Below are 21,765 nucleotides of genomic sequence, written 5' to 3' on the forward strand. Positions count from 1 at the left end.
ATATCTAACAAGATAGGAGGTGGATAAGGTGAAGGAAGAAAGATTGATTACAAAGGCAAGAAAAGGAAATACGCGAGCCTTTGAAAAGCTTATGCTGGCACATCAGGAGACGTTATATAAAACAGCCTATCTCTATTTAAGAAACAAAGAAGATGCGCTTGATGCTGTACAGGAAACGGCTTATAAAGCTTTTATTCATATAGAAAAACTAAAAGAGCCAAAGTATTTTTTAACATGGCTAACCCGAATATTGATCAATTCCATTTTTGCCATGAATAAAAAGAAAGGCGATTTGGTTCCGTTTGAGCAGCAGCATGATACTGGAACCGATCAAGCCAATATTGAGGAACACATGGATTTGCGAAATGCGATTGATTCACTTGATGAACATGTTCAGCTCACGATTCAGCTCTATTATTTTCAAGATTATTCGATTTCAATGATAGCTGAACAAACGGGAATGGCAGAAGGCACGATCAAAACCCATTTACATAGAGCGAGAAAAGCATTGAAGCAGGAGTTGGAAAAGGAGGTTCAAAACAAATGGACAAACACCAAGTGAAGCAGATGTATGATGATATAGCAGTGCCAAAGAAAGCACTCAAAAAGGCAATACATCAAGCTGTTGTTCGCGCTGAAAATGACAGGAACAGCAGACGCCGTTTTAAATGGGGACGAACCATTACAAATGGAATGGCTATTGCTGCTGTGGTATGTATATTGTATTTATCATCTGGTCTTTTTCTTCCCTCTGTAAACAAAGCGATGGGAAGCATCCCCATTGTCGGACAAATTTATAAGGATTTTCAAGATAAAGTTGGTCTATCATTGTTTAAAAGCAATTTGGTCACAGCTTTGAATGAAAAGGCTGAATCCAGAGGAATCACCGTTTCTGTAAACAGCTCCTATTACGATGCCGGACAGCTTGTCTATAACTTTACTGTTGATAACCTCCAGTCTGATGAAAAAGAGCTCATGTATGATGTGGACGAAGGGAGTTATAACAACAATTTTTCAATTAACTATGATTCCTTAATGCTTAAAAAAATAAATAATAAACAATATGCAGGACAATTAAGGATTTATACAAATGGCATTCAAATAAAAAATGGGGAAACCGTACCCTTTGTGATTACTCATATCAACGAAATACAGGGAAATTGGAGGTTCAAACTGCCAATTATCAAAAAGAAAGCAAATTATTTAGAAAGCTCAAAAGTGGTATCCGCTTATCATAATCGTTATCAATTTTCCAATATTCAAGTGGAGAATGGAAAGCTCGGATCTGTCCTTCAATTTACAATAGATTACCAAGGCATAGCAAAAAATGATACGGTGGCAATTGATGAAGTCAAGGATGATTTAGGAAACATATATGAGATGACAATGTCAAACATCGTGCTTGGAGACCGCAAAAAAATAAACGAGAGAACGGTAAGAGTAAAAGGACAAACACAGTTAGAATCACCAATCAATCCAAAAGCGAAAAAGCTAACATTAAGAGCATATATTAAATCCGAGGCAGAGGGCAGTGAAATCGTCCCGCTAAATGCAGAGATGCCGTTTCATGTTTCAAAAACAAACCATCAAAACATAGGGATTGAAATCAATAACATGAAACAAGAAGGAAGAAAAGTATTGGTGCAATACCGCTTCACTGGAATTGATACCTCAAGCATGAATGAAAATGATTTAGTGAATATAGGTGAAATGATTGGCCTTGGTGATATGAAAAAAATGAAATCATGGGCTGATCCGTTGGCTTATTATGAAGAAGGTTATTATTTGAAAGCAAATACAGCTAAAGTGAAAAATATGAACACTGCCGAAATGGTATCCACTTTTGAACTGGATGATGCCTATCTTGATAAGCTGTCTTTAAAACATTTCGAGTTTGATAAGTATGGTCTGTATATCGATAAAGGTGTTATAAATGATCTTATTCAACTAAAGCCATTCTCATTTACTGTACCAGTGCATCAGGTGAAGCAGCCTGGTGAAAAAAAGTCATCATAAGCTGAAAAGCCGTATGCAGTCATGCATACGGTTTTTTTATCATTTATACCAATTAAGTCAATAGACGAATAAACCAATTTTTTTAATAAGTAATGTTCGTTATTTATATTGTCATTTCATGTCGCAATTGGTACAATAGACACAGAAATCAAATAAGATGAATTCGTATAATCGCGGGGATATGGCTCGCAAGTCTCTACCAAGCTACCGTAAATGGCTTGACTACGTAAACATTTCTTTCGTTTGATATAAATAAGACACGTTTATTTATTCAAACTGGAATCCGTCTGTAGTCAAGCGTCCCAAAATGCATTGGGGCGTTTTTTATTTGGCGATTTCAGGGCAGGATAAATAGCAAAGAGTGAAGGGAGTCAAATAGCTTGAAAACGTATTTTCAGTTTGATGAGCTGGGCACCAGCTATCGCAATGAAATCATTGGCGGATTAACGACTTTTTTATCGATGGCATATATTCTGTTCGTCAATCCGATTACGCTTGCTTTGGAGAGCGTGAAAGATTTTCCGGAGGCGCTGAGAATTGATCAAGGCGCGGTCTTTACAGCGACAGCGCTGGCATCTGCAGCAGGCTGTATTTTAATGGGGTTGATCGCGAGGTATCCGATCGCCATCGCGCCAGGTATGGGGCTGAACGCGTTTTTTGCGTTTTCTGTCGTCCTCGGCATGGGCATTTCATGGCAGGCCGCTTTGTCTGGTGTTTTCATTTCAGGTCTTATCTTTGTTGCTCTTTCGTTAACAGGTTTTCGTGAAAAAATCATCAACGCCATTCCGCCAGAGCTGAAACTGGCTGTCGGCGCGGGGATCGGATTGTTTATTACATTCGTTGGGTTACAAGGTTCCGGAATTATTACTTCTAACCCTTCTACACTCGTCACCATTGGAAACATTCACAGCGGTCCTGTGCTGTTAACAATTTTCGGTGTGATTGTAACGGTTATTTTAATGGTGCTTCGCGTGAACGCGGGTGTGTTTATCGGGATGCTGTTAACAGCAGTTGCCGGCATGATTTTCGGTTTGGTTCCGGTTCCGACTCAAATCATCGGCAGTGTGCCGAGCCTTGAGCCGACTTTCGGACAAGCATGGATTCACCTGCCGGATATTTTCTCCGTGCAAATGCTGATCGTCATTTTAACATTCTTGTTTGTCGGGTTTTTTGATACGGCGGGGACACTTGTTGCTGTGGCAACTCAAGCAGGTTTAATGAAGGGAAATAAATTGCCGCGTGCGGGCCGTGCGCTTTTGGCTGATTCATCTTCCATTGTGATCGGCGCCATGCTCGGTACGTCAACCACAACTTCTTACGTGGAATCAAGCTCAGGTGTCGCTGCGGGCGCCCGTTCAGGATTTGCGGCAATTGTAACAGGCATTCTCTTTTTACTGGCTACGTTTTTCTCACCGCTTCTATCAGTCGTTACCTCAAATGTAACAGCTCCGGCACTGATTATTGTCGGTGCATTGATGGTGGCGCCGCTTGGCAAAATCGCTTGGGATAAGTTCGAGGTGGCCGTTCCCGCTTTCCTTACCATGATCATGATGCCGTTAACATACAGCATCGCGACCGGGATTGCGATTGGATTTATTTTCTATCCAATTACAATGGTGTGCAAAGGAAAAGCAAAAGAGGTTCATCCGATCATGTACGGACTGTTTGTGGTGTTTATCCTGTACTTTATCTTCTTAAAATAAGGAATGAAACCAGCTGCTGATGCAGCTGGTTTTTTTGTTGCAAAGGGTAAAACCATTTCATAGGATATACCGTCATGTAGATGTGCCGCCATGCATGATGTAAAAGGAAATAACTTGACTGTTCAGGAAGGCTTCGGTACCTTATATAAGTGTTTTATTTTCTTGCTGAATGGTATTCCGCTGTATTTTTTTGATAGGAGTTGCTGACATGACGGAAGAAAGAAAAGAAATGTATGAAGAAGAAGTTAACCAGAGTGAAAGAATAGATGCAGATGAAGAGCCGCTATCGAGAATGTCCAGAAAGGCGAGCAGGCAAAGCAAGCAGAAGAAAAAACAAAAGCAGAAACTGCATAAGGAACGCGGTGAATCAACTGTTAAAGACAAGCTTGCGTCTGTATGGGCAGCCATCAACAGGTATTGTGGTTTTGCGTTCTCAATTTTAAAATCACCAGCGAAAACCGTTGTTACGGATGGTTTTTCTCATTATAAGTATGGCCTGATTTCAATGCTTATATTCAGTTTGATCTTTTCAATCGGGAACTGGTTTCAGTTAAAGGCCAGCTGGAATCGGCCGCTCGGGTTTGGAGAACGCCATCACGCTTTCTATGACGGATTTTTAGTCGTTCTTGTGTATTTGCTTCTCTTTTTCGCGGTAATGGTCTTTGCCATATGGGCCGTTTCCCGCTATATGATGAAGCAGAAGGTGACGTTCAGAGGAATTGCTGCCGGTGTAGGCTCATTGTTAGTGCCGGTAATTGCTGTTTCACTCCTTTGGCTGATCTTTGCGATCGTAAATATCCCGATGCTAACAGTTCTGTTTACAGTGCTGATCTTGTTTTCGATCTTTTTCATGATGGCGCTGTATGTCCAGCGTCTGTATCAGGCCGCACAGGACGCACCGATTGACTATATCTATTGTGTGTTTGCGGTAGTTGCTGTAGGGCTGCTGTTTACGGCAGTGACCTGGCCGTTTATCTCTGAATATTTCACGGCGTCGCTGATTCCGCTTTAATGAAAAAAACCGGTGTTCATAGCCGGTTTTTTTATGTCACACTTTTTACAAATATATCTAAAAAACATAGTTGATTTGTAGGATTAATCCGTGTATGATGGTGAAAATGCTGTAAACGTCCAGCGTACAAACCTTTATGTGTAAGGAGGATGATGGACATGGCTGAAGTACTTCGCCGAGCGATTAATCAAAAGAAGCAATTTTTAAAAACCAAATTACTGCTCTCGGAATTTTATCAGGGAAGAGGGGAACAGCTTGCTGACTATACACTGAGTGAGCTTGAAAAAGAATACAAGTCCCTTCTGAAAATGAAAAAAGAGATCTGACAATAGATATGAGAAGAGATGAGTCTGCTGAAAAGCGGGCTTTTTTGTTTTGATGTTGAAAAGGTTAGAAAAAGGGTAAGCTACTACTGTTTAATCTGATAAAGCGTGTTGACATTTTTTCAAGCGGTTTAGGGCATCGGTTGATTGAAAACGGCGTGTTTCTCTAGTAGAATATGAATGCTTTATGCATGCTGAAGAGTAGGGAGATGAAATGAAATGATGCAAACCATCTTATCAAATGGGATAGCTATGGCACTCATAATTCTCATTATTAATATTGTCTACGTGTCATTTTTCACGATAAGAATGATTTTAACGCTGAAAGGCCAGAGGTATTTAGCTGGCGGTATTAGTACGATTGAGATACTGGTTTATGTGACAGGGCTGAGTCTGGTGCTTGATAACTTAGACCAGATTCAAAACGTAATTGCGTACGCGCTTGGATACGGTCTTGGCGTCATTGTCGGCATGAAAATAGAAGAAAAGTTGGCGCTTGGCTATATTATGGTCAATGTGATTACGAAGGAGCTGGATGTTGATCTTCCAAGGCAGCTCCGTGAAAAAGGCTACGGCGTGACAAACTGGGTGGCCGGCGGACTTGAAGGCGACCGTACAGCCCTTCAGATTCTGACACCGAGAAAGTATGAACTCCAGCTGTATGATACGATTAAGACAATTGATTCAAAAGCCTTTATTATTGCGTATGAACCAAAAACAATCCACGGCGGCTTCTGGGTCAAAGCGGTGAAGAAGAGGAGAATTAAAGAATAATGGCAAAGCCGAAGAAGAAAAAGTTTGAAGTGACAGAGCAGCAAACGATTGACGCTGTGCTTCAGCAAATGAAAGAGGAAGGATATTTGCCTGTACGGCGAATGGAGGAGCCTATTTTTATGGAGAAAAAGGAAAATGGGTCAATTCAGATCGTTCCATGCGGGAGAAAAATCATTTTTGAAGGGAAACTGATCTAAAACACGAACATTAACAGAATCAATTTTTGTATCGTTCGATAATATCGTTGACATTATCCATGTCCGTTGTTAAGATAAACATGAAATCAAAACACGACCTCATATAATCTTGGGAATATGGCCCATAAGTTTCTACCCGGCAACCGTAAATTGCCGGACTATGCAGGAAAGTGATCGATAAAACTGACATGGATATATCGCAGAAGCGAACGACTGACGATACATGTACCATGCCCGGTTTGTATTGCTTCCTCATAAGTGCAATGCAGAGCGGGTATTTTTTATTTTCTGAAAACAAAAGCATGAGAAGGTGGGAACAGAATGCAGCCGCTAGTAGGAATCATCATGGGAAGCACTTCCGATTGGGAGACAATGAAAAACGCATGCGACATACTTGACGAACTTAATGTTCCGTACGAAAAAAAGGTCGTTTCCGCTCACCGGACGCCTGATTTCATGTTTGAATACGCTGAGACTGCGAGAGAAAGAGGCATCAAGGTGATCATCGCCGGAGCCGGAGGGGCGGCGCACTTGCCGGGGATGACGGCTGCAAAAACGACACTGCCGGTCATCGGAGTTCCGGTTCAGTCTAAGGCGCTGAACGGACTCGATTCACTTCTTTCCATCGTCCAGATGCCTGGAGGCGTGCCTGTTGCGACAACATCCATCGGCAAAGCGGGCGCTGTGAACGCAGGCCTGTTAGCGGCGCAGATGTTGTCAGCTTTTGACGCGGACCTTGCCCGTAAGCTGGATGATAGGAGAGAAAAAATAAAACAGGCGGTGTTAGAAAGCAGTGATCAGCTTGTCTAAACAAACGATCTATCCGGGAGCTGTCATCGGCATCATCGGCGGCGGCCAGCTTGGGAAAATGATGGCTGTGTCCGCTAAACAAATGGGGTATAAAGTCGCGGTCGTTGATCCAGTGAAAGATTCGCCGTGCGGCCAGGTTGCGGATGTTGAGATTACCGCTCATTACAATGACCGTGAAGCGATTCGGAAATTGGCTGAAATCAGCGACATCATCACGTATGAATTTGAAAACATCGACTATGATGCGCTGCATTGGCTAAAAGATCATGCGTATCTCCCGCAAGGAAGTGAGCTGCTGCTCATTACCCAAAACCGTGAAACAGAGAAAAAAGCCATTCAAGACGCGGGCTGTGAAGTCGCGCCGTACAAAATCGTCAAATCAAAGGATGAACTGAAACAGGCGGTACAGGATCTGGGGCTTCCCGCAGTACTGAAAACATGCCGCGGCGGATATGATGGCAAAGGCCAATTTGTGATCAAGGAAGAGGCGCAAATGGAGCAGGCTGCCGCTCTTTTAGAACACGGAACTTGCATTCTCGAAAGCTGGGTTTCTTTTAAAATGGAACTGTCGGTCATTGTCGTCAGATCGGTAAACGGCGAAGTTTCTGCATTTCCGGCAGCTGAAAACATACATTACAACAATATTCTATTCCAAAGCATCGTGCCTGCGCGGGTGGGGGAAGGAATTCAGAAGAAGGCTGCTGAGCTGGCCGTTAAGCTTGCAGGCGAGCTTAACCTTGTCGGGCCGCTCGCTGTTGAAATGTTCCTGACCGAAGACGGAGAGCTTTTGGTCAATGAACTGGCGCCGAGACCGCACAATTCAGGGCATTATACGCTGGATCTTTGCGAAACGAGCCAGTTTGAACAGCATATTAGAGCGGTGTGCGGCCTTCCGCTCGGGAAAACAGATTTGCTGAAGCCGGGCATGATGGTAAATCTACTTGGCGATGAAGTGAAGCTTGTGGAGGAAGAGCCGGAGCTTATAAAAGAAGCAAAGCTCTATATATACGGAAAACATGAAATCAAAAAAGGCCGCAAAATGGGGCATATTACATTTATGAAGCAGCCTGAAGACCACTGGATTCAGGAGATTACAAATAAATGGATGAATAGAGACGGAGGACAAGCAGAATGATCGAACGTTATTCAAGACCTGAAATGTCCGCGATTTGGACGGATGAAAACAGATTTCAAGCATGGCTGGAGGTTGAGATTCTTGCCTGTGAAGCGTGGGCGGAGCTTGGCGTCATTCCGAAAGAAGACGTAAAGGTTATGCGCGAGAACGCGTCATTTGACATCAACCGCATTTTAGAAATCGAACAGGACACGCGCCATGACGTTGTCGCTTTTACACGCGCCGTTTCCGAATCACTGGGCGAAGAAAGAAAATGGGTGCACTACGGATTAACGTCAACTGACGTTGTGGACACTGCGCTTTCTTACTTATTAAAACAGGCAAACGATATTCTGCTCAAGGACCTTGAGAGATTTGTTGACATCATAAAAGAAAAAGCGAAAGAGCATAAATACACAGTCATGATGGGGCGCACACACGGCGTACACGCTGAGCCGACAACATTCGGTTTAAAACTTGCGCTTTGGCATGAGGAAATGAAACGTAACCTTGAGCGTTTTAAACAAGCGAAAGCAGGCATCGAGGTTGGGAAGATTTCCGGCGCGGTCGGCACATACGCGAACATTGACCCATTTGTTGAGCAATATGTCTGTGAGAAGCTCGGATTGAAAGCAGCACCGATTTCAACCCAAACCCTTCAGCGCGACCGCCATGCTGACTATATGGCGACACTTGCTTTGATCGCGACAAGCATCGAGAAGTTCGCGGTGGAAATTCGCGGTCTGCAAAAGAGTGAAACACGTGAAGTTGAGGAATTTTTCGCGAAAGGGCAAAAGGGTTCATCTGCAATGCCGCACAAACGCAATCCGATCGGCTCTGAGAACATGACAGGCATTGCGCGCGTCATCCGCGGCTACATGATGACGGCTTACGAAAATGTTCCATTATGGCACGAACGCGATATTTCTCATTCTTCAGCAGAACGGATTATTCTTCCGGATGCGACAATCGCACTGAACTACATGCTGAACCGTTTCTCCAACATCGTGAAAAATTTAACGGTCTTCCCGGAAAACATGAAGCGCAACATGGACCGCACGCTCGGCCTTATTTATTCTCAGCGCGTACTGCTTGCCTTGATTGACACAGGCCTGACTCGTGAAGAAGCCTATGATACAGTGCAGCCAAAAGCAATGGAGGCGTGGGAAAAACAAGTGCCGTTCCGTGAGCTTGTGGAAGCGGAAGAGAAAATCACGTCCCGTCTTTCTCCGGAAAAAATCGCTGACTGCTTTGATTACAACTACCATCTGAAAAATGTTGATCTGATCTTTGAACGTTTAGGTTTGGCATAGAAGAAGCTTTTAGGCGGCTTCTTCTAAGTCGTCGCAGTTTGAAAATTCCCAACATTCGGGTTAGGAGGCCTTCCGTGAATATTGTGAAGAATGAACTTTTATACGAAGGAAAAGCAAAAAAGATCTACAAAACCGATGACGAAAACACGCTGTATGTCGTGTATAAAGACTCCGCCACTGCTTTTAACGGCGAGAAAAAAGCAGAAATCAGCGGCAAAGGACGCTTAAATAACGAGATTTCAAGCCTGATTTTCAAACACCTTCATACTAAGGGGATTAACAACCACTTCATCGAGCGCATATCTGAAACAGAGCAGCTTATTAAAAAAGTGACGATTGTGCCGCTTGAAGTCGTCGTCAGAAATGTTGTGGCAGGAAGCATGTCCAAACGTCTCGGCATTCCAGAAGGCACGGAGCTTGAACAGCCGATTATCGAGTTTTACTACAAGGATGACGCGCTGGGTGATCCGCTCATCACAGAAGATCATATTTGGCTTTTAAAAGCGGCAAACTCTAAGCAGGTAGAAACGATCAAGTCCATTACAAAAACAGTAAATGAAGAGCTTCAGGCCATTTTTGACGATTGTCATGTCAGATTAATAGATTTCAAGCTTGAATTCGGTTTAGATGCAGACGGGCAAGTGCTATTGGCGGATGAAATTTCTCCTGACACATGCCGCTTGTGGGATAAAGACACGAACGAAAAGCTGGACAAAGATTTATTCAGGCGCAATCTGGGAAGCTTAACCGACGCATACGAAGAGATTTTCAAAAGACTGGGAGGCATTCATCATGTATAAAGTGAAAGTTTATGTCAGCTTAAAAGAAAGTGTGCTAGATCCACAAGGGAGCGCTGTCCAGCATGCCTTGCACAGTATGACTTACAACGAAGTTCAAGATGTGCGCATCGGAAAATACATGGAGCTTACCATTGAAAAATCTGACCGCGATCTTGACGTACTGGTGAAAGAAATGTGCGAAAAACTTCTTGCGAATACAGTAATTGAAGATTACAGATACGAGGTTGAGGAGGTAGTCGCACAGTGAAATTTGCGGTGATTGTGTTACCCGGCTCCAACTGTGATATCGATATGTATCATGCTGTAAAGGATGAGCTTGGCCATGAAGTGGAATACGTCTGGCATGAGGAAACAAGCCTTGACGGCTTCGACGGCGTGTTAATCCCGGGAGGATTTTCTTACGGCGATTATTTAAGATGCGGCGCTATCGCCCGATTTGCGAATATTATGCCAGCTGTCAAACAGGCGGCGGCTGAAGGAAAACCTGTTCTTGGCGTCTGCAACGGATTCCAGATTTTACAGGAGCTCGGCCTTCTGCCAGGCGCAATGAGACGCAACAAAGATTTGAAGTTCATTTGCCGTCCGGCTGAATTGATTGTTCAGAACGACGAAACCTTATTCACTTCTTCCTACGAAAAGGGCCAATCGATTACCATCCCGGTTGCCCACGGTGAAGGAAATTTTTATTGTGATGACGAAACGCTTGCTTCATTGAAAGCTAACAATCAAATCGCGTTCACATATGGCTCCAATATGAACGGAAGTGTCAGCGACATTGCCGGTGTCGTGAATGAGAAAGGCAACGTATTAGGCATGATGCCTCATCCTGAGCGCGCGGTTGATGAACTGCTTGGAAGCGCCGACGGTCTTACATTGTTTCAGTCTATCGTGAAAAATTGGAGGGAAACTCATGTCACTACTGCTTGAACCAAGTAAAGAACAAATAAAAGAAGAGAAACTGTATCAGCAAATGGGTGTCAGTGATGATGAGTTTGCATTGATTGAATCCATTCTTGGCAGATTGCCGAACTACACAGAAATCGGAATCTTTTCTGTCATGTGGTCAGAGCATTGCAGCTACAAAAACTCAAAGCCGATTCTGCGTAAATTCCCGACAAGCGGCGAGCGTGTGCTGCAAGGTCCGGGGGAAGGCGCCGGAATCGTTGATATCGGTGACAACCAAGCGGTTGTGTTCAAAATTGAATCGCATAACCACCCATCAGCTCTCGAACCTTACCAAGGCGCTGCGACTGGCGTAGGCGGCATTATCCGTGACGTTTTCTCAATGGGTGCCCGTCCGATCGCTGTATTGAACTCTCTTCGATTTGGCGAACTGACTTCACCGCGCGTGAAGTACTTGTTTGAAGAAGTAGTAGCGGGTATCGCCGGATACGGCAACTGTATCGGCATCCCGACAGTCGGCGGAGAAGTGCAGTTTGACAGCAGTTATGAAGGAAATCCGCTCGTCAACGCAATGTGCGTCGGTCTAATCAACCATGAAGATATCAAAAAAGGCCAGGCGAAGGGTGTCGGCAACACAGTCATGTACGTAGGAGCAAAAACAGGGCGTGACGGAATCCACGGCGCTACGTTTGCTTCTGAAGAAATGTCTGATTCGTCTGAAGAAAAGCGTTCTGCCGTTCAAGTCGGCGATCCGTTTATGGAGAAGCTCTTGCTTGAAGCATGCCTGGAAGTCATCCAATGCGATGCGTTAGTCGGCATTCAGGATATGGGAGCTGCCGGTTTAACAAGCTCAAGTGCGGAGATGGCAAGTAAAGCCGGCTCTGGTATTGAAATGAACCTTGACCTGATTCCCCAGCGTGAAACAGGCATGACTGCATATGAAATGATGCTTTCTGAATCACAGGAACGGATGCTTTTGGTCATTGAGCGCGGACGTGAGCAGGAAATCATCGATATTTTTGACAAGTACGATCTTGAAGCGGTTTCTGTCGGGCGTGTAACAGATGATAAAATACTTCGCCTGACACACAAAGGAGAGGTTGTATGCGAGCTGCCTGTTGATGCCTTGGCAGAAGAAGCGCCGGTTTACCATAAGCCTTCACAAGAACCAGCATACTACCGCGAGTTTTTAGAAACTGACGTTCCGGCTCCTCAAATTGATGATGCGAATGAAACATTGAAGGCGCTCCTCCAGCAGCCGACGATCGCAAGCAAAGAGTGGGTTTACGATCAGTATGACTACATGGTGCGGACGAACACAGTTGTCGCTCCCGGGTCTGATGCGGGTGTTCTCAGAATACGCGGAACGAAAAAGGCGCTGGCGATGACGACAGACTGTAACGCGCGTTATCTCTATCTTGATCCTGAAGTCGGCGGGAAAATCGCTGTCGCTGAAGCGGCGCGCAACATCGTTTGCTCAGGTGCAGAACCGCTTGCGGTCACGGATAACCTTAACTTCGGAAACCCGGAGAAACCGGAAATCTTCTGGCAGATCGAAAAAGCCGCTGATGGCATCAGCGAGGCGTGCAATGTCCTTAGCACACCGGTGATCGGCGGAAACGTATCACTTTACAACGAATCAAACGGCACGGCGATTTACCCGACACCTGTAATCGGCATGGTCGGCTTAATTGAAGATACAGCACACATTACAACACAGTATGTCAAACAAGCGGGAGATCTCGTTTACGTAATCGGGGAAACAAAACCTGAGTTTGCCGGAAGCGAGCTGCAAAAAATGACAGAAGGCAGCATTTACGGAAAAGCGCCGCAAATTGACCTTGATGTAGAGCTGTCGCGCCAGAAAGCACTGCTTGACGCGATTAAAAAAGGCTTTGTTCAATCTGCGCACGATGTGTCTGAAGGCGGTCTGGGCGTAGCGATTGCGGAAAGTGTCATGACGACGGAAAACCTTGGCGTGAGCGTGACTGTAGAAGGGGAAGCGGCATTATTATTCTCTGAATCTCAATCCCGCTTCGTCGTTTCTGTGAAAACAGAACATCAAGCAGCGTTTGAAGCGGCTGTAAAAGATGCCGTTCATATCGGTGAAGTAACAGCTGACGGACTTCTGGCGATTCAAAACCAAGACGGACAACAATTGATTCATGCGCAAACGAAAGAGCTTGAACGCGTATGGAAAGGAGCTATCCCATGCTTGCTGAAATCAAAGGCTTAAATGAAGAGTGCGGCGTATTTGGGATTTGGGGACATGAAGAAGCTCCGCAAATCACGTACTACGGCCTCCACAGCCTCCAGCACCGAGGACAGGAGGGCGCTGGCATTGTGGCGACTGACGGTGAAAAACTAACGGCGCACAAAGGCCAAGGGCTGATCACCGAAGTGTTTCAAAATGGCGAGCTCAGCAAAGTAAAAGGAAAAGGCGCAATCGGGCACGTTCGGTACGCGACGGCTGGAGGCGGCGGCTATGAAAATGTTCAGCCGCTCCTCTTCCATTCCCAAAACAACGGCAGCCTGGCACTTGCCCATAACGGAAATCTTGTCAATGCCACTCAGCTGAAGCAGCAGCTCGAAAATCAAGGAAGCATTTTTCAGACGTCCTCGGACACAGAGGTATTGGCTCACCTAATCAAAAGAAGCGGCCACTTCACGCTGAAGGACCAAATAAAAAATTCCCTATCCATGCTGAAAGGCGCATACGCATTCTTGATTATGACCGAAACAGAAATGATTGTCGCGCTTGATCCAAACGGGCTGAGGCCGCTGTCAATCGGCATGCTGGGCGACGCTTATGTGGTCGCATCAGAAACGTGCGCATTTGATGTTGTCGGCGCCACGTACCTTCGTGAGGTAGAACCGGGCGAAATGCTGATCATCAATGATGAAGGCATGAAATCAGAGCGTTTTTCGATGAATATCAACCGTTCCATTTGCAGCATGGAGTACATTTATTTCTCCAGACCTGACAGTAATATCGACGGCATTAATGTGCACAGCGCGCGTAAAAACCTTGGGAAAATGCTGGCTCAGGAATCCGCAGTTGAGGCTGATGTTGTAACAGGGGTTCCGGATTCCAGTATTTCTGCGGCGATCGGATATGCTGAAGCAACAGGCATCCCGTACGAGCTCGGCTTAATCAAAAACCGCTATGTCGGCAGAACGTTTATACAGCCGTCCCAGGCTCTGCGTGAGCAAGGCGTCAGAATGAAGCTATCAGCGGTGCGCGGGGTTGTGGAAGGCAAACGCGTTGTTATGGTGGATGACTCGATCGTGCGCGGAACAACAAGCCGCCGGATTGTCACGATGCTCAGAGAAGCGGGTGCGACAGAGGTGCATGTGAAAATCAGTTCACCGCCGATCGCGCATCCGTGCTTTTACGGCATTGATACGTCCACACATGAAGAGTTGATCGCGTCTTCCCATTCTGTAGAAGAAATCCGTCAGGAAATCGGGGCCGACACCCTCTCATTTTTGAGTGTGGATGGGCTCTTAAAAGGCATCGGCAGAAAATACGATGACGCGAATTGCGGACAGTGTCTCGCATGCTTTACAGGAAAATATCCGACTGAAATTTATCAGGATACAGTGCTTCCTCATGTAAAAGAAGCGGTATTAACCAAATAAAACTTGAAAATGACATAAAGGCAGCGCAGTACGGCTGCCTTTCTCTTTCTGCCCTCGTTCGGAGAGATATTTTGAAAAGCGCCTAAAAGGAGTGAATAGGATGTCTGAAGCATATAAAAACGCAGGGGTTGACATCGAAGCCGGATATGAAGCTGTAAAACGAATGAAAAAACATGTGGAGCGCACAAAACGGCTTGGCGTTATGGGCAGCCTTGGGGGTTTTGGCGGCATGTTTGACCTGTCTGAGCTTTCTTATCAAAAACCAGTTTTAATTTCGGGAACGGACGGAGTCGGCACAAAATTAAAGCTCGCTTTTTCCATCGATAAGCATGACACGATTGGCGTTGACGCTGTTGCGATGTGTGTCAATGATGTGCTGGCACAAGGTGCAGAGCCGCTGTTTTTCCTCGATTATTTAGCGGTCGGCAAAGCGGACCCTGTGAAAATTGAGCAAATCGTGCAAGGTGTGGCGAACGGCTGTGAGCAGTCAGGTTCAGCCTTGGTCGGCGGCGAAACGGCTGAAATGCCGGGACTATATACCGCTGATGAATACGATATTGCCGGTTTCTCAGTCGGAGTGGCGGAAAAGGACGAAATCATCACCGGAGAAAACATCGAGGAAGGCCATCTTTTGATCGGCCTGAGCTCCAGCGGCCTTCACAGCAACGGATTTTCCCTTGTGAGAAAAGTGCTTCTGGACGATGCGGAGCTGGATCTTGATACAACATATGAACCGTTTGACCGACCGCTCGGCGAGGAGCTGCTTGAACCGACAAGAATTTATGTGAAGCCTGTGCTTGCCGCGGTGAAAAGCGGAAAAGTCGACGGCATGGCTCACGTAACAGGCGGAGGATTTATCGAAAATATCCCGCGTATGCTTCCGGAAGGCTTAAGTGCGGAAATCGATCACGGCTCATGGCCGATCCCCCCGATTTTCTCTTTCCTGCAAAAGTACGGCAAGCTGAAGGAAGAAGACATGTTCAACGTCTTTAATATGGGCATCGGCTTTGTGTTGGCAGTTAAAGAAGAGCATCTGACAGATGTGATCGGAACGCTTGAAAGCCATGGTGAAAACGCCTATTTGATCGGGCGTGTGAGGCAAGGCGAAGGCGTCACATTCGGCGGTGCGGCGCTTTCATGAAAAAATTTGCGGTATTTGCATCCGGAAACGGTTCAAACTTCGAAGCCATCGTGACGCGTCTAAAAGAGGAGAACTGGGATGCGTCCGTATCGCTTCTCGTTTGCGATAAACCGCAGGCGAAAGTCATCGAACGGGCGGAAACATTTCACATTCCATCCTTTGCATTTGAGCCGAAGTCTTATGAAAACAAGGCCGCCTTCGAACGGGCCATTATTGAACAGCTTCATCTTCATGAGGTTGAATTGATTGTTCTTGCCGGCTATATGAGGCTGATCGGTGACACGCTGCTACAAGCATACGGAGGAAAAATCATTAACGTTCACCCGTCACTTCTTCCGGCGTTTCCCGGAATCGACGCAGTCGGACAGGCGTACCGCGCGGGTGTGAAGGTGGCCGGAATCACTGTGCATTATGTTGATGAAGGAATGGATACAGGCCCGATCATCGCTCAAAAGGCAATCGAAATTGACGAATATGATACATTGCAAACAATCGAACAGCGGATTCACAAGCTTGAGCATAAATGGTATCCGCGTGTGATTAAAGAGCTATTAGGATTAAATAACAGAGGTGAAAAGGCATGACTATTAAACGTGCATTAATCAGCGTTTCAGATAAAACAAATCTCGTTCCTTTCGTAAAAGAACTGACAGAGCTTGGCGTTGAAGTGATTTCAACAGGCGGAACGAAAAGGCTTCTTCAAGAAAACGGTGTGAACGTCATCGGAATTTCTGAAGTGACAGGCTTTCCTGAAATTATGGACGGACGGCTCAAAACACTTCATCCGAATATTCACGGCGGTCTTCTGGCGGTTCGCGGCAATGAAGAGCATATGGCGCAGATCAATGAACACGGGATTCAGCCGATTGACCTCGTTGTCGTCAACCTTTATCCATTTAAAGAAACGATTTCTAAAGAAGATGTCACATATGAAGAAGCGATTGAAAACATCGACATCGGCGGACCGGGCATGCTGCGTGCAGCATCGAAAAACCATCAGGATGTAACGGTTATCGTCGATCCGGCCGATTACAGCCCAGTACTCAACCAAATCAAAGAAGAGGGCGGCGTATCTCTTCAGAAAAAACGCGAGCTGGCGGCAAAAGTATTCCGTCATACGGCGGCGTATGATGCACTGATTGCTGACTATCTGACAGATGTTGTCGGTGAAAAAGAACCAGAGCAATTCACTGTGACATTTGAGAAAAAACAATCACTTCGCTACGGAGAAAACCCGCATCAGGAAGCGACATTCTATCAAACAGCTCTTCCTGTCAAAGGTTCCATTGCGCAAGCAGAACAGCTCCACGGCAAAGAGCTTTCTTACAATAACATTAAAGACGCTGATGCAGCAGTTCAAATCGTCCGTGAATTCACTGAGCCGGCTGCGGTTGCTGTGAAGCATATGAATCCGTGCGGCGTCGGAACAGGAAAAACGATCGCAGAAGCGTTTGACAGAGCATTTGAAGCCGATCAAACATCGATCTTCGGCGGCATTATCGCGCTGAACCGTGAAGTGGACAAAGCAACCGCAGAGGCGCTTCACAACATTTTCTTAGAAATCATCATTGCGCCTTCATTCAGCCAAGAAGCACTTGACATCTTGACTGCGAAGAAAAATCTTCGTCTGCTGACGCTTGATGTGACAGCTGCCGTTCAAAAAGAAAAACAACTGACATCTGTTCAAGGCGGGCTGCTGATTCAAGATTTAGATATGCACGGGTTTGATGATGCTGAGATCAGCATCCCAACAAAAAGAGAGCCGAACGAGCAAGAGTGGGAAGACTTGAAGCTTGTGTGGAAAGTCGTAAAGCATGTGAAATCAAATGCGATCGTTCTTGCGAAAGACAACATGACAGTCGGCGTGGGAGCAGGCCAAATGAATCGCGTCGGATCAGCGAAAATTGCCATCGAGCAAGCGGGAGAAAAAGCGAAAGGCAGCGCACTTGGATCAGATGCATTTTTCCCAATGCCGGATACTGTCGAAGAAGCGGCCAAAGCGGGCGTTACGGCTATCATTCAGCCAGGGGGATCTGTACGTGATGAGGATTCCATCAAAAAAGCGGATGAGTACGGCATTGCCATGGTATTCACCGGCATTAGACACTTCAAACATTAAGGGGATGAAAACGACGTGAATGTACTCATTATCGGTAAAGGCGGAAGAGAACATACGCTGGCATGGAAGGCGGCGCAAAGCAGCCTCGTAGAGAACGTATTTGCCGCCCCTGGAAATGACGGCATGGCAGCTTCCGCACAACTAATAAACATTGAAGAAAGCGATCATGCCGGGCTTGTCTCGTTTGCAAAAGAACATCAGGTCGGCCTGACCATTGTCGGGCCTGAGGTTCCTTTAATAGAAGGTCTGGTGGATGAATTCGAAAAAGCGGGTCTTCCTGTATTCGGCCCGTCAAAAGCCGCTGCGATCATCGAAGGCAGCAAACAGTTCGCTAAAGATTTAATGAAGAAATACGACATTCCGACCGCAGAATACGACACATTTACATCTTTTGAAGAGGCAAAAGCATATGTGCAGGAAAAAGGCGCTCCGATTGTCATAAAAGCAGATGGACTTGCGGCCGGAAAAGGCGTTACAGTTGCCATGACAGAGGAAGAAGCGATGGCATGCCTGCATGATTTCCTTGAGGATGAAAAATTCGGTGATGCGAGCGCGTCTGTTGTCATTGAAGAATTTCTGTCCGGCGAAGAATTTTCTCTGATGGCATTCGTCAAAGGAGAAAAGGTCTATCCAATGGTGATCGCCCAAGATCACAAGCGGGCGTTTGACGGAGACAAAGGCCCTAATACGGGCGGGATGGGCGCCTACTCGCCAGTTCCGCACATTTCGGAAGAAACCGTCCGCTATGCGGTAGAAACCATCGTCAAGCCCGCCGCAAAAGCAATGGTACAAGAAGGCCGTTCCTTCACGGGCGTTTTGTACGCGGGATTGATGCTCACTGAAACTGGCGCGAAGGTCATCGAATTTAACGCCCGTTTTGGCGATCCGGAAACACAGGTCGTGCTTCCGCGCATGGAATCTGATCTGGTACAGGTGATTCTTGATCTATTGGATGATAAGGAAGTTGACTTAAGATGGAAGGATACCGCGGCAGTGAGTGTGGTGCTTGCCTCAGAAGGGTACCCGGAAAGCTACGCAAAGGGCACGCCGATCGGCAGCCTTGCAGCGGAAACTGAGCAGGTTGTGGTCTTCCATGCCGGAACGAAAGCAGAAGGTGGAGAGTTCGTCACAAACGGGGGCCGCGTCGCCAATGTGACAGCTTTTGATGACACGTTTGAAGCGGCGAGAGACCGAGTGTACAAAGCCGTTGATGAGATCATCATGCCGGGACTCTTTTTCAGAAAAGACATTGGGGCACGCGCTTTAAAGGCTGCCCAAAAATAAAGCGCAGAACCCCGCAGGTGAGCTGCGGGGTTTTTGTTATACAAAAGCGGGGTGTTGTGCGGAAGAAGAGAGTACAACGAGCGTGGCTGGTATTCTGTGGGCCATCGAAGCGTCTATAAATCCTCGAGCGTATGTACCGGTTTTGTCACATAGCTGTACATGCCTGTAATGCACACTTCTTTATCCGGCGGCGCTTGCAGCCATAGAATATGTTTACATGAAGACAAAGGAATGCCATAAAAAAGCATGATCACGTTTCGTGACCATGCTTTCAGCGTGTCGACAAACCCTCGCATTCGTTGTCAGTCCTGCGCGTTGGTGCTCACGAATTGCTACATTCGCTGTGCTCCAATGCTGGTCCTTCCTAGACTTCAAGGGTTTTCAATTACGCTGAAAAGATGACAAAGTCATAAAACGAAAACCGTTTTATGACTTTGTCAACAATCTGAAAGCTTGATCACGTTTCGTGACCAAGCTTTCTCGTTTATCTGTCTTGCTGCTCCTGTTCGTTATTGTCGGAATCGTTGTTTTGAAACAGGTAGGCCAAAGGGCAGAAGCGCAAGATTCCCGAACCTGCTTTCAAGGCTCCCATAAAGATGTAAAAGAGATGCATTCTGCACCAAGGCTTTTTCGTAAACTTGGCGCTGGCGACTGACATAATCGTCAGCCCGCAGGCGATTCTGAAGACGGCATTGATGAGACTGATGTTTGGTTTCATGGAAATCCGCTCCTTTTACTTAAAAAAAGTTTTTTAATTGAACCTTCAAAAATTTGTAACGTTTATATCGTGCGTGATCAGGAAGGATGTGATAACATGATTCTAATACATGTAAAGGAGAGTATGTGAATGTCCGAACGCACCTTTAACTGGAAAAACAAAGACATCAGGGCACAGGTTGATGTTGTAGACTCAAAGCTGCTTCCAACGCTCCTTTTACGGAATGCTCTCGTCTTAAATCCATATGTAAAACAATGGCTGAAAAAAAACATTTGGATTTATCAGGACCGCATCGTTTATGTGGGTCATGAACTTCCGAATAGAGCCGAAGAAATTCATACGATAGATTGTGAAGGAAATTACATTGTGCCAGGGTATATCGAACCGCACGCACATCCTTTTCAAATATATAATCCCCAAACGCTGGCTGAATATGTGTCTCAATACGGGACAACGACATTTGTGAATGATAACTTGTTTTTGCTTTTACAAAGCGGAAAAAAGAAAGCGCTTACGATCTTGAATGAACTGAAAAAGCAGCCTGTTCAATATTTTTGGTGGTCTCGTTATGACCTTCAAACCGAAGTGCTGAACGAGGACCATGTTCTTCCGTTTGACGTCAGAAAGCAGTGGATTGAACATCCGGATGTGATTCAAGGCGGAGAAATGACCGGGTGGCCTCGTTTGGTAGATGGTGATGATTTAATGCTTCACTGCATGCAAGCTACAAAGAAGCAGAGAAAACGCATTGAAGGGCATTTTCCAGGCGCTTCAGATAAAACACTTACAAAAATGAAGCTGTTCGGAGCGGATTGTGATCATGAAGCGATGACGGGTGATGAAGTGATGAGAAGGCTGGAACTGGGGTACTATGTTTCCCTTCGGAATTCCTCCATTCGCCCTGATATAAGAAAAATCTTGCAGGATCTGCATGATAAGGGCTTCCGCTATTATGACCATTTCTTTTACACGACAGACGGTGCGACGCCGAATTTCTATAAAGGCGGCATGACAAACGAGCTGATCCGCATCGCGTTAGAAGAAGGAGTCCCGGCAATCGATGCCTACAATATGGCATCATTTAATATCGCAAAGTATTATCAAATGGATGATTATTTAGGAGTGGTTGGACCGGGAAGGCTGGCATCGCTCAATATACTTGAAGATCCGTTCAACCCGAATCCCGTGACAGTTCTGTCAAAAGGGACCATCCTTCGAGAAGACGGCTGTGATTTGAATGCGTTTACAAAGACGTACTGGAGTAAAGGCGGTCTTGTCCCGCTTGAGCTTTCATATGATATGACGATGGATGATTTGCAGTTTTCCATGCCGATGGGCGTGAAAATGCGGAATGCGGTCATTATGGAGCCGTATATGATTGAGATTGATAATTCGATGGAACAGCTCTCGTTTGACCATGATGAAAGTTATTTAACGATGATCGACAAACACGGGAAATGGCGCGTCAATACGATGATTAAAGGGTTTGCCTCAAGCGTCCAAGGATTTGTGAGCTCCTTTACGACGACGGGTGATATTGTTGCGATCGGAAAAAATAAAGCGGATATGCTGCTCGCTTTCGCCCGCATGAAAGAGATCGGGGGAGGCATCGTGCTTGCGGAAAACGGGAACATTCTCCATGAAATTCCGCTTGCGCTGTGCGGCTGTGCCTCTTCGGAAGCGTATGAAGACGTGCTGGAGAAGGAACAAAAGCTGAGAGATCTTTTGACTGAAAGAGGCTATGAGTTTTGTGATCCCGTCTATACGCTGCTCTTTTTGCAAAGTACGCACCTTCCGTATATACGCATTACGCCGAGAGGAATCTTCGACGTCATGAAAAAAACTGTACTCTTTCCATCGATAATGCGTTAAAATATAAAAGAGCGGGGAGCCGAC

Annotated in this window: 21 protein-coding genes, 1 pseudogene and 2 riboswitches; of the genes and pseudogenes, 20 read left to right on the forward strand and 2 right to left on the reverse strand. The window is 45.9% G+C overall.

Annotated elements, in window-relative coordinates; all coding sequences use genetic code 11:
• The first annotated feature begins 28 nt into the window (after positions 1 to 28).
• From M1D98_RS03420 to purD, 19 genes are all read left to right on the forward strand, one after another.
• Positions 29 to 562, forward strand: coding sequence for a sigma-70 family RNA polymerase sigma factor (locus tag M1D98_RS03420; RefSeq protein WP_121642046.1), 534 nt, complete (start codon positions 29 to 31; stop codon positions 560 to 562).
• Positions 544 to 2,016: a DUF4179 domain-containing protein gene (locus M1D98_RS03425; RefSeq protein WP_121642047.1), complete on the forward strand. Its 1,473-nt coding sequence runs from the start codon at positions 544 to 546 to the stop codon at positions 2,014 to 2,016. The genes M1D98_RS03420 and M1D98_RS03425 overlap by 19 nt, the downstream gene beginning before the upstream one ends.
• 143 nt (positions 2,017 to 2,159) lie before the next feature.
• Positions 2,160 to 2,261, forward strand: a riboswitch (purine riboswitch).
• Between the two features lie 135 nt (positions 2,262 to 2,396).
• Positions 2,397 to 3,719 (forward strand): hypoxanthine/guanine permease PbuG, encoded by a 1,323-nt coding sequence (pbuG, locus tag M1D98_RS03430; RefSeq protein ID WP_010329066.1) that lies wholly within the window; start codon positions 2,397 to 2,399, stop codon positions 3,717 to 3,719.
• A gap of 208 nt (positions 3,720 to 3,927) precedes the next feature.
• Complete coding sequence (locus M1D98_RS03435; RefSeq protein WP_121642048.1) at positions 3,928 to 4,731, forward strand: hypothetical protein; 804 nt, start codon at positions 3,928 to 3,930, stop codon at positions 4,729 to 4,731.
• Positions 4,732 to 4,889: 158 nt separating this feature from the next.
• The gene (locus tag M1D98_RS03440; RefSeq protein WP_052245624.1) at positions 4,890 to 5,057 is read left to right on the forward strand and encodes a Fur-regulated basic protein FbpA; all 168 of its coding nucleotides are present in this window, start codon (positions 4,890 to 4,892) and stop codon (positions 5,055 to 5,057) included.
• 216 nt (positions 5,058 to 5,273) lie between these two features.
• Positions 5,274 to 5,828 (forward strand): DUF2179 domain-containing protein, encoded by a 555-nt coding sequence (locus tag M1D98_RS03445; RefSeq protein WP_010329069.1) that lies wholly within the window; start codon positions 5,274 to 5,276, stop codon positions 5,826 to 5,828.
• The gene (locus tag M1D98_RS03450; RefSeq protein ID WP_039076084.1) at positions 5,828 to 6,025 is read left to right on the forward strand and encodes an NETI motif-containing protein; all 198 of its coding nucleotides are present in this window, start codon (positions 5,828 to 5,830) and stop codon (positions 6,023 to 6,025) included. Before M1D98_RS03445 ends, M1D98_RS03450 begins: the two co-directional genes overlap by 1 nt.
• 79 nt (positions 6,026 to 6,104) lie before the next feature.
• A riboswitch (purine riboswitch) is annotated at positions 6,105 to 6,206 on the forward strand.
• Positions 6,207 to 6,346: 140 nt separating this feature from the next.
• On the forward strand, positions 6,347 to 6,835 hold the full coding sequence (gene purE / locus M1D98_RS03455) for a 5-(carboxyamino)imidazole ribonucleotide mutase (RefSeq protein WP_121642050.1): 489 nt from the start codon (positions 6,347 to 6,349) through the stop codon (positions 6,833 to 6,835).
• Positions 6,828 to 7,970 (forward strand): 5-(carboxyamino)imidazole ribonucleotide synthase, encoded by a 1,143-nt coding sequence (gene purK, locus M1D98_RS03460; RefSeq protein ID WP_121643712.1) that lies wholly within the window; start codon positions 6,828 to 6,830, stop codon positions 7,968 to 7,970. Before purE ends, purK begins: the two co-directional genes overlap by 8 nt.
• The gene (purB, locus tag M1D98_RS03465; protein WP_121642051.1) at positions 7,967 to 9,262 is read left to right on the forward strand and encodes an adenylosuccinate lyase; all 1,296 of its coding nucleotides are present in this window, start codon (positions 7,967 to 7,969) and stop codon (positions 9,260 to 9,262) included. The genes purK and purB overlap by 4 nt, the downstream gene beginning before the upstream one ends.
• A gap of 74 nt (positions 9,263 to 9,336) precedes the next feature.
• Positions 9,337 to 10,062 (forward strand): phosphoribosylaminoimidazolesuccinocarboxamide synthase, encoded by a 726-nt coding sequence (purC, locus tag M1D98_RS03470; protein ID WP_026014466.1) that lies wholly within the window; start codon positions 9,337 to 9,339, stop codon positions 10,060 to 10,062.
• Complete coding sequence (gene purS, locus M1D98_RS03475) at positions 10,055 to 10,309, forward strand: phosphoribosylformylglycinamidine synthase subunit PurS (RefSeq protein WP_003219409.1); 255 nt, start codon at positions 10,055 to 10,057, stop codon at positions 10,307 to 10,309. The genes purC and purS overlap by 8 nt, the downstream gene beginning before the upstream one ends.
• Positions 10,306 to 10,989 (forward strand): phosphoribosylformylglycinamidine synthase subunit PurQ, encoded by a 684-nt coding sequence (gene purQ / locus M1D98_RS03480; protein WP_121642052.1) that lies wholly within the window; start codon positions 10,306 to 10,308, stop codon positions 10,987 to 10,989. The genes purS and purQ overlap by 4 nt, the downstream gene beginning before the upstream one ends.
• Positions 10,973 to 13,201 carry a phosphoribosylformylglycinamidine synthase subunit PurL gene (gene purL, locus M1D98_RS03485; RefSeq protein ID WP_268559107.1) on the forward strand — a complete coding sequence of 743 codons (2,229 nt, stop codon included), beginning with the start codon at positions 10,973 to 10,975 and terminating at the stop codon, positions 13,199 to 13,201. The genes purQ and purL overlap by 17 nt, the downstream gene beginning before the upstream one ends.
• Entirely contained in the window at positions 13,177 to 14,607 is a 1,431-nt protein-coding gene (gene purF, locus M1D98_RS03490; protein ID WP_268559108.1) for an amidophosphoribosyltransferase, read from the forward strand. Before purL ends, purF begins: the two co-directional genes overlap by 25 nt.
• 100 nt (positions 14,608 to 14,707) lie before the next feature.
• Positions 14,708 to 15,748: a phosphoribosylformylglycinamidine cyclo-ligase gene (gene purM / locus M1D98_RS03495; protein ID WP_456280005.1), complete on the forward strand. Its 1,041-nt coding sequence runs from the start codon at positions 14,708 to 14,710 to the stop codon at positions 15,746 to 15,748.
• Complete coding sequence (gene purN, locus M1D98_RS03500) at positions 15,745 to 16,332, forward strand: phosphoribosylglycinamide formyltransferase (protein WP_456280006.1); 588 nt, start codon at positions 15,745 to 15,747, stop codon at positions 16,330 to 16,332. The genes purM and purN overlap by 4 nt, the downstream gene beginning before the upstream one ends.
• Complete coding sequence (gene purH / locus M1D98_RS03505; RefSeq protein ID WP_456280007.1) at positions 16,329 to 17,867, forward strand: bifunctional phosphoribosylaminoimidazolecarboxamide formyltransferase/IMP cyclohydrolase; 1,539 nt, start codon at positions 16,329 to 16,331, stop codon at positions 17,865 to 17,867. The genes purN and purH overlap by 4 nt, the downstream gene beginning before the upstream one ends.
• Before the next feature lie 15 nt (positions 17,868 to 17,882).
• Complete coding sequence (gene purD, locus M1D98_RS03510) at positions 17,883 to 19,151, forward strand: phosphoribosylamine--glycine ligase (protein ID WP_456280008.1); 1,269 nt, start codon at positions 17,883 to 17,885, stop codon at positions 19,149 to 19,151.
• 36 nt (positions 19,152 to 19,187) lie between these two features.
• Here purD and M1D98_RS03515 read toward each other — a convergent pair.
• Together M1D98_RS03515 and M1D98_RS03520 are read right to left on the reverse strand one after the other, a co-directional pair.
• A pseudogene (locus tag M1D98_RS03515) lies at positions 19,188 to 19,372 on the reverse strand (Lrp/AsnC family transcriptional regulator); the annotation flags it as partial.
• 263 nt (positions 19,373 to 19,635) lie between these two features.
• Entirely contained in the window at positions 19,636 to 19,869 is a 234-nt protein-coding gene (locus M1D98_RS03520; RefSeq protein WP_268559113.1) for a YgaP family membrane protein, read from the reverse strand.
• A gap of 129 nt (positions 19,870 to 19,998) precedes the next feature.
• Between M1D98_RS03520 and M1D98_RS03525 the strand changes: the two genes are divergently transcribed.
• Entirely contained in the window at positions 19,999 to 21,741 is a 1,743-nt protein-coding gene (locus tag M1D98_RS03525) for an adenine deaminase (RefSeq protein ID WP_268559114.1), read from the forward strand.
• Positions 21,742 to 21,765 lie beyond the last annotated feature (24 nt).

This window comes from Bacillus sp. K7, assembly GCF_053903245.1.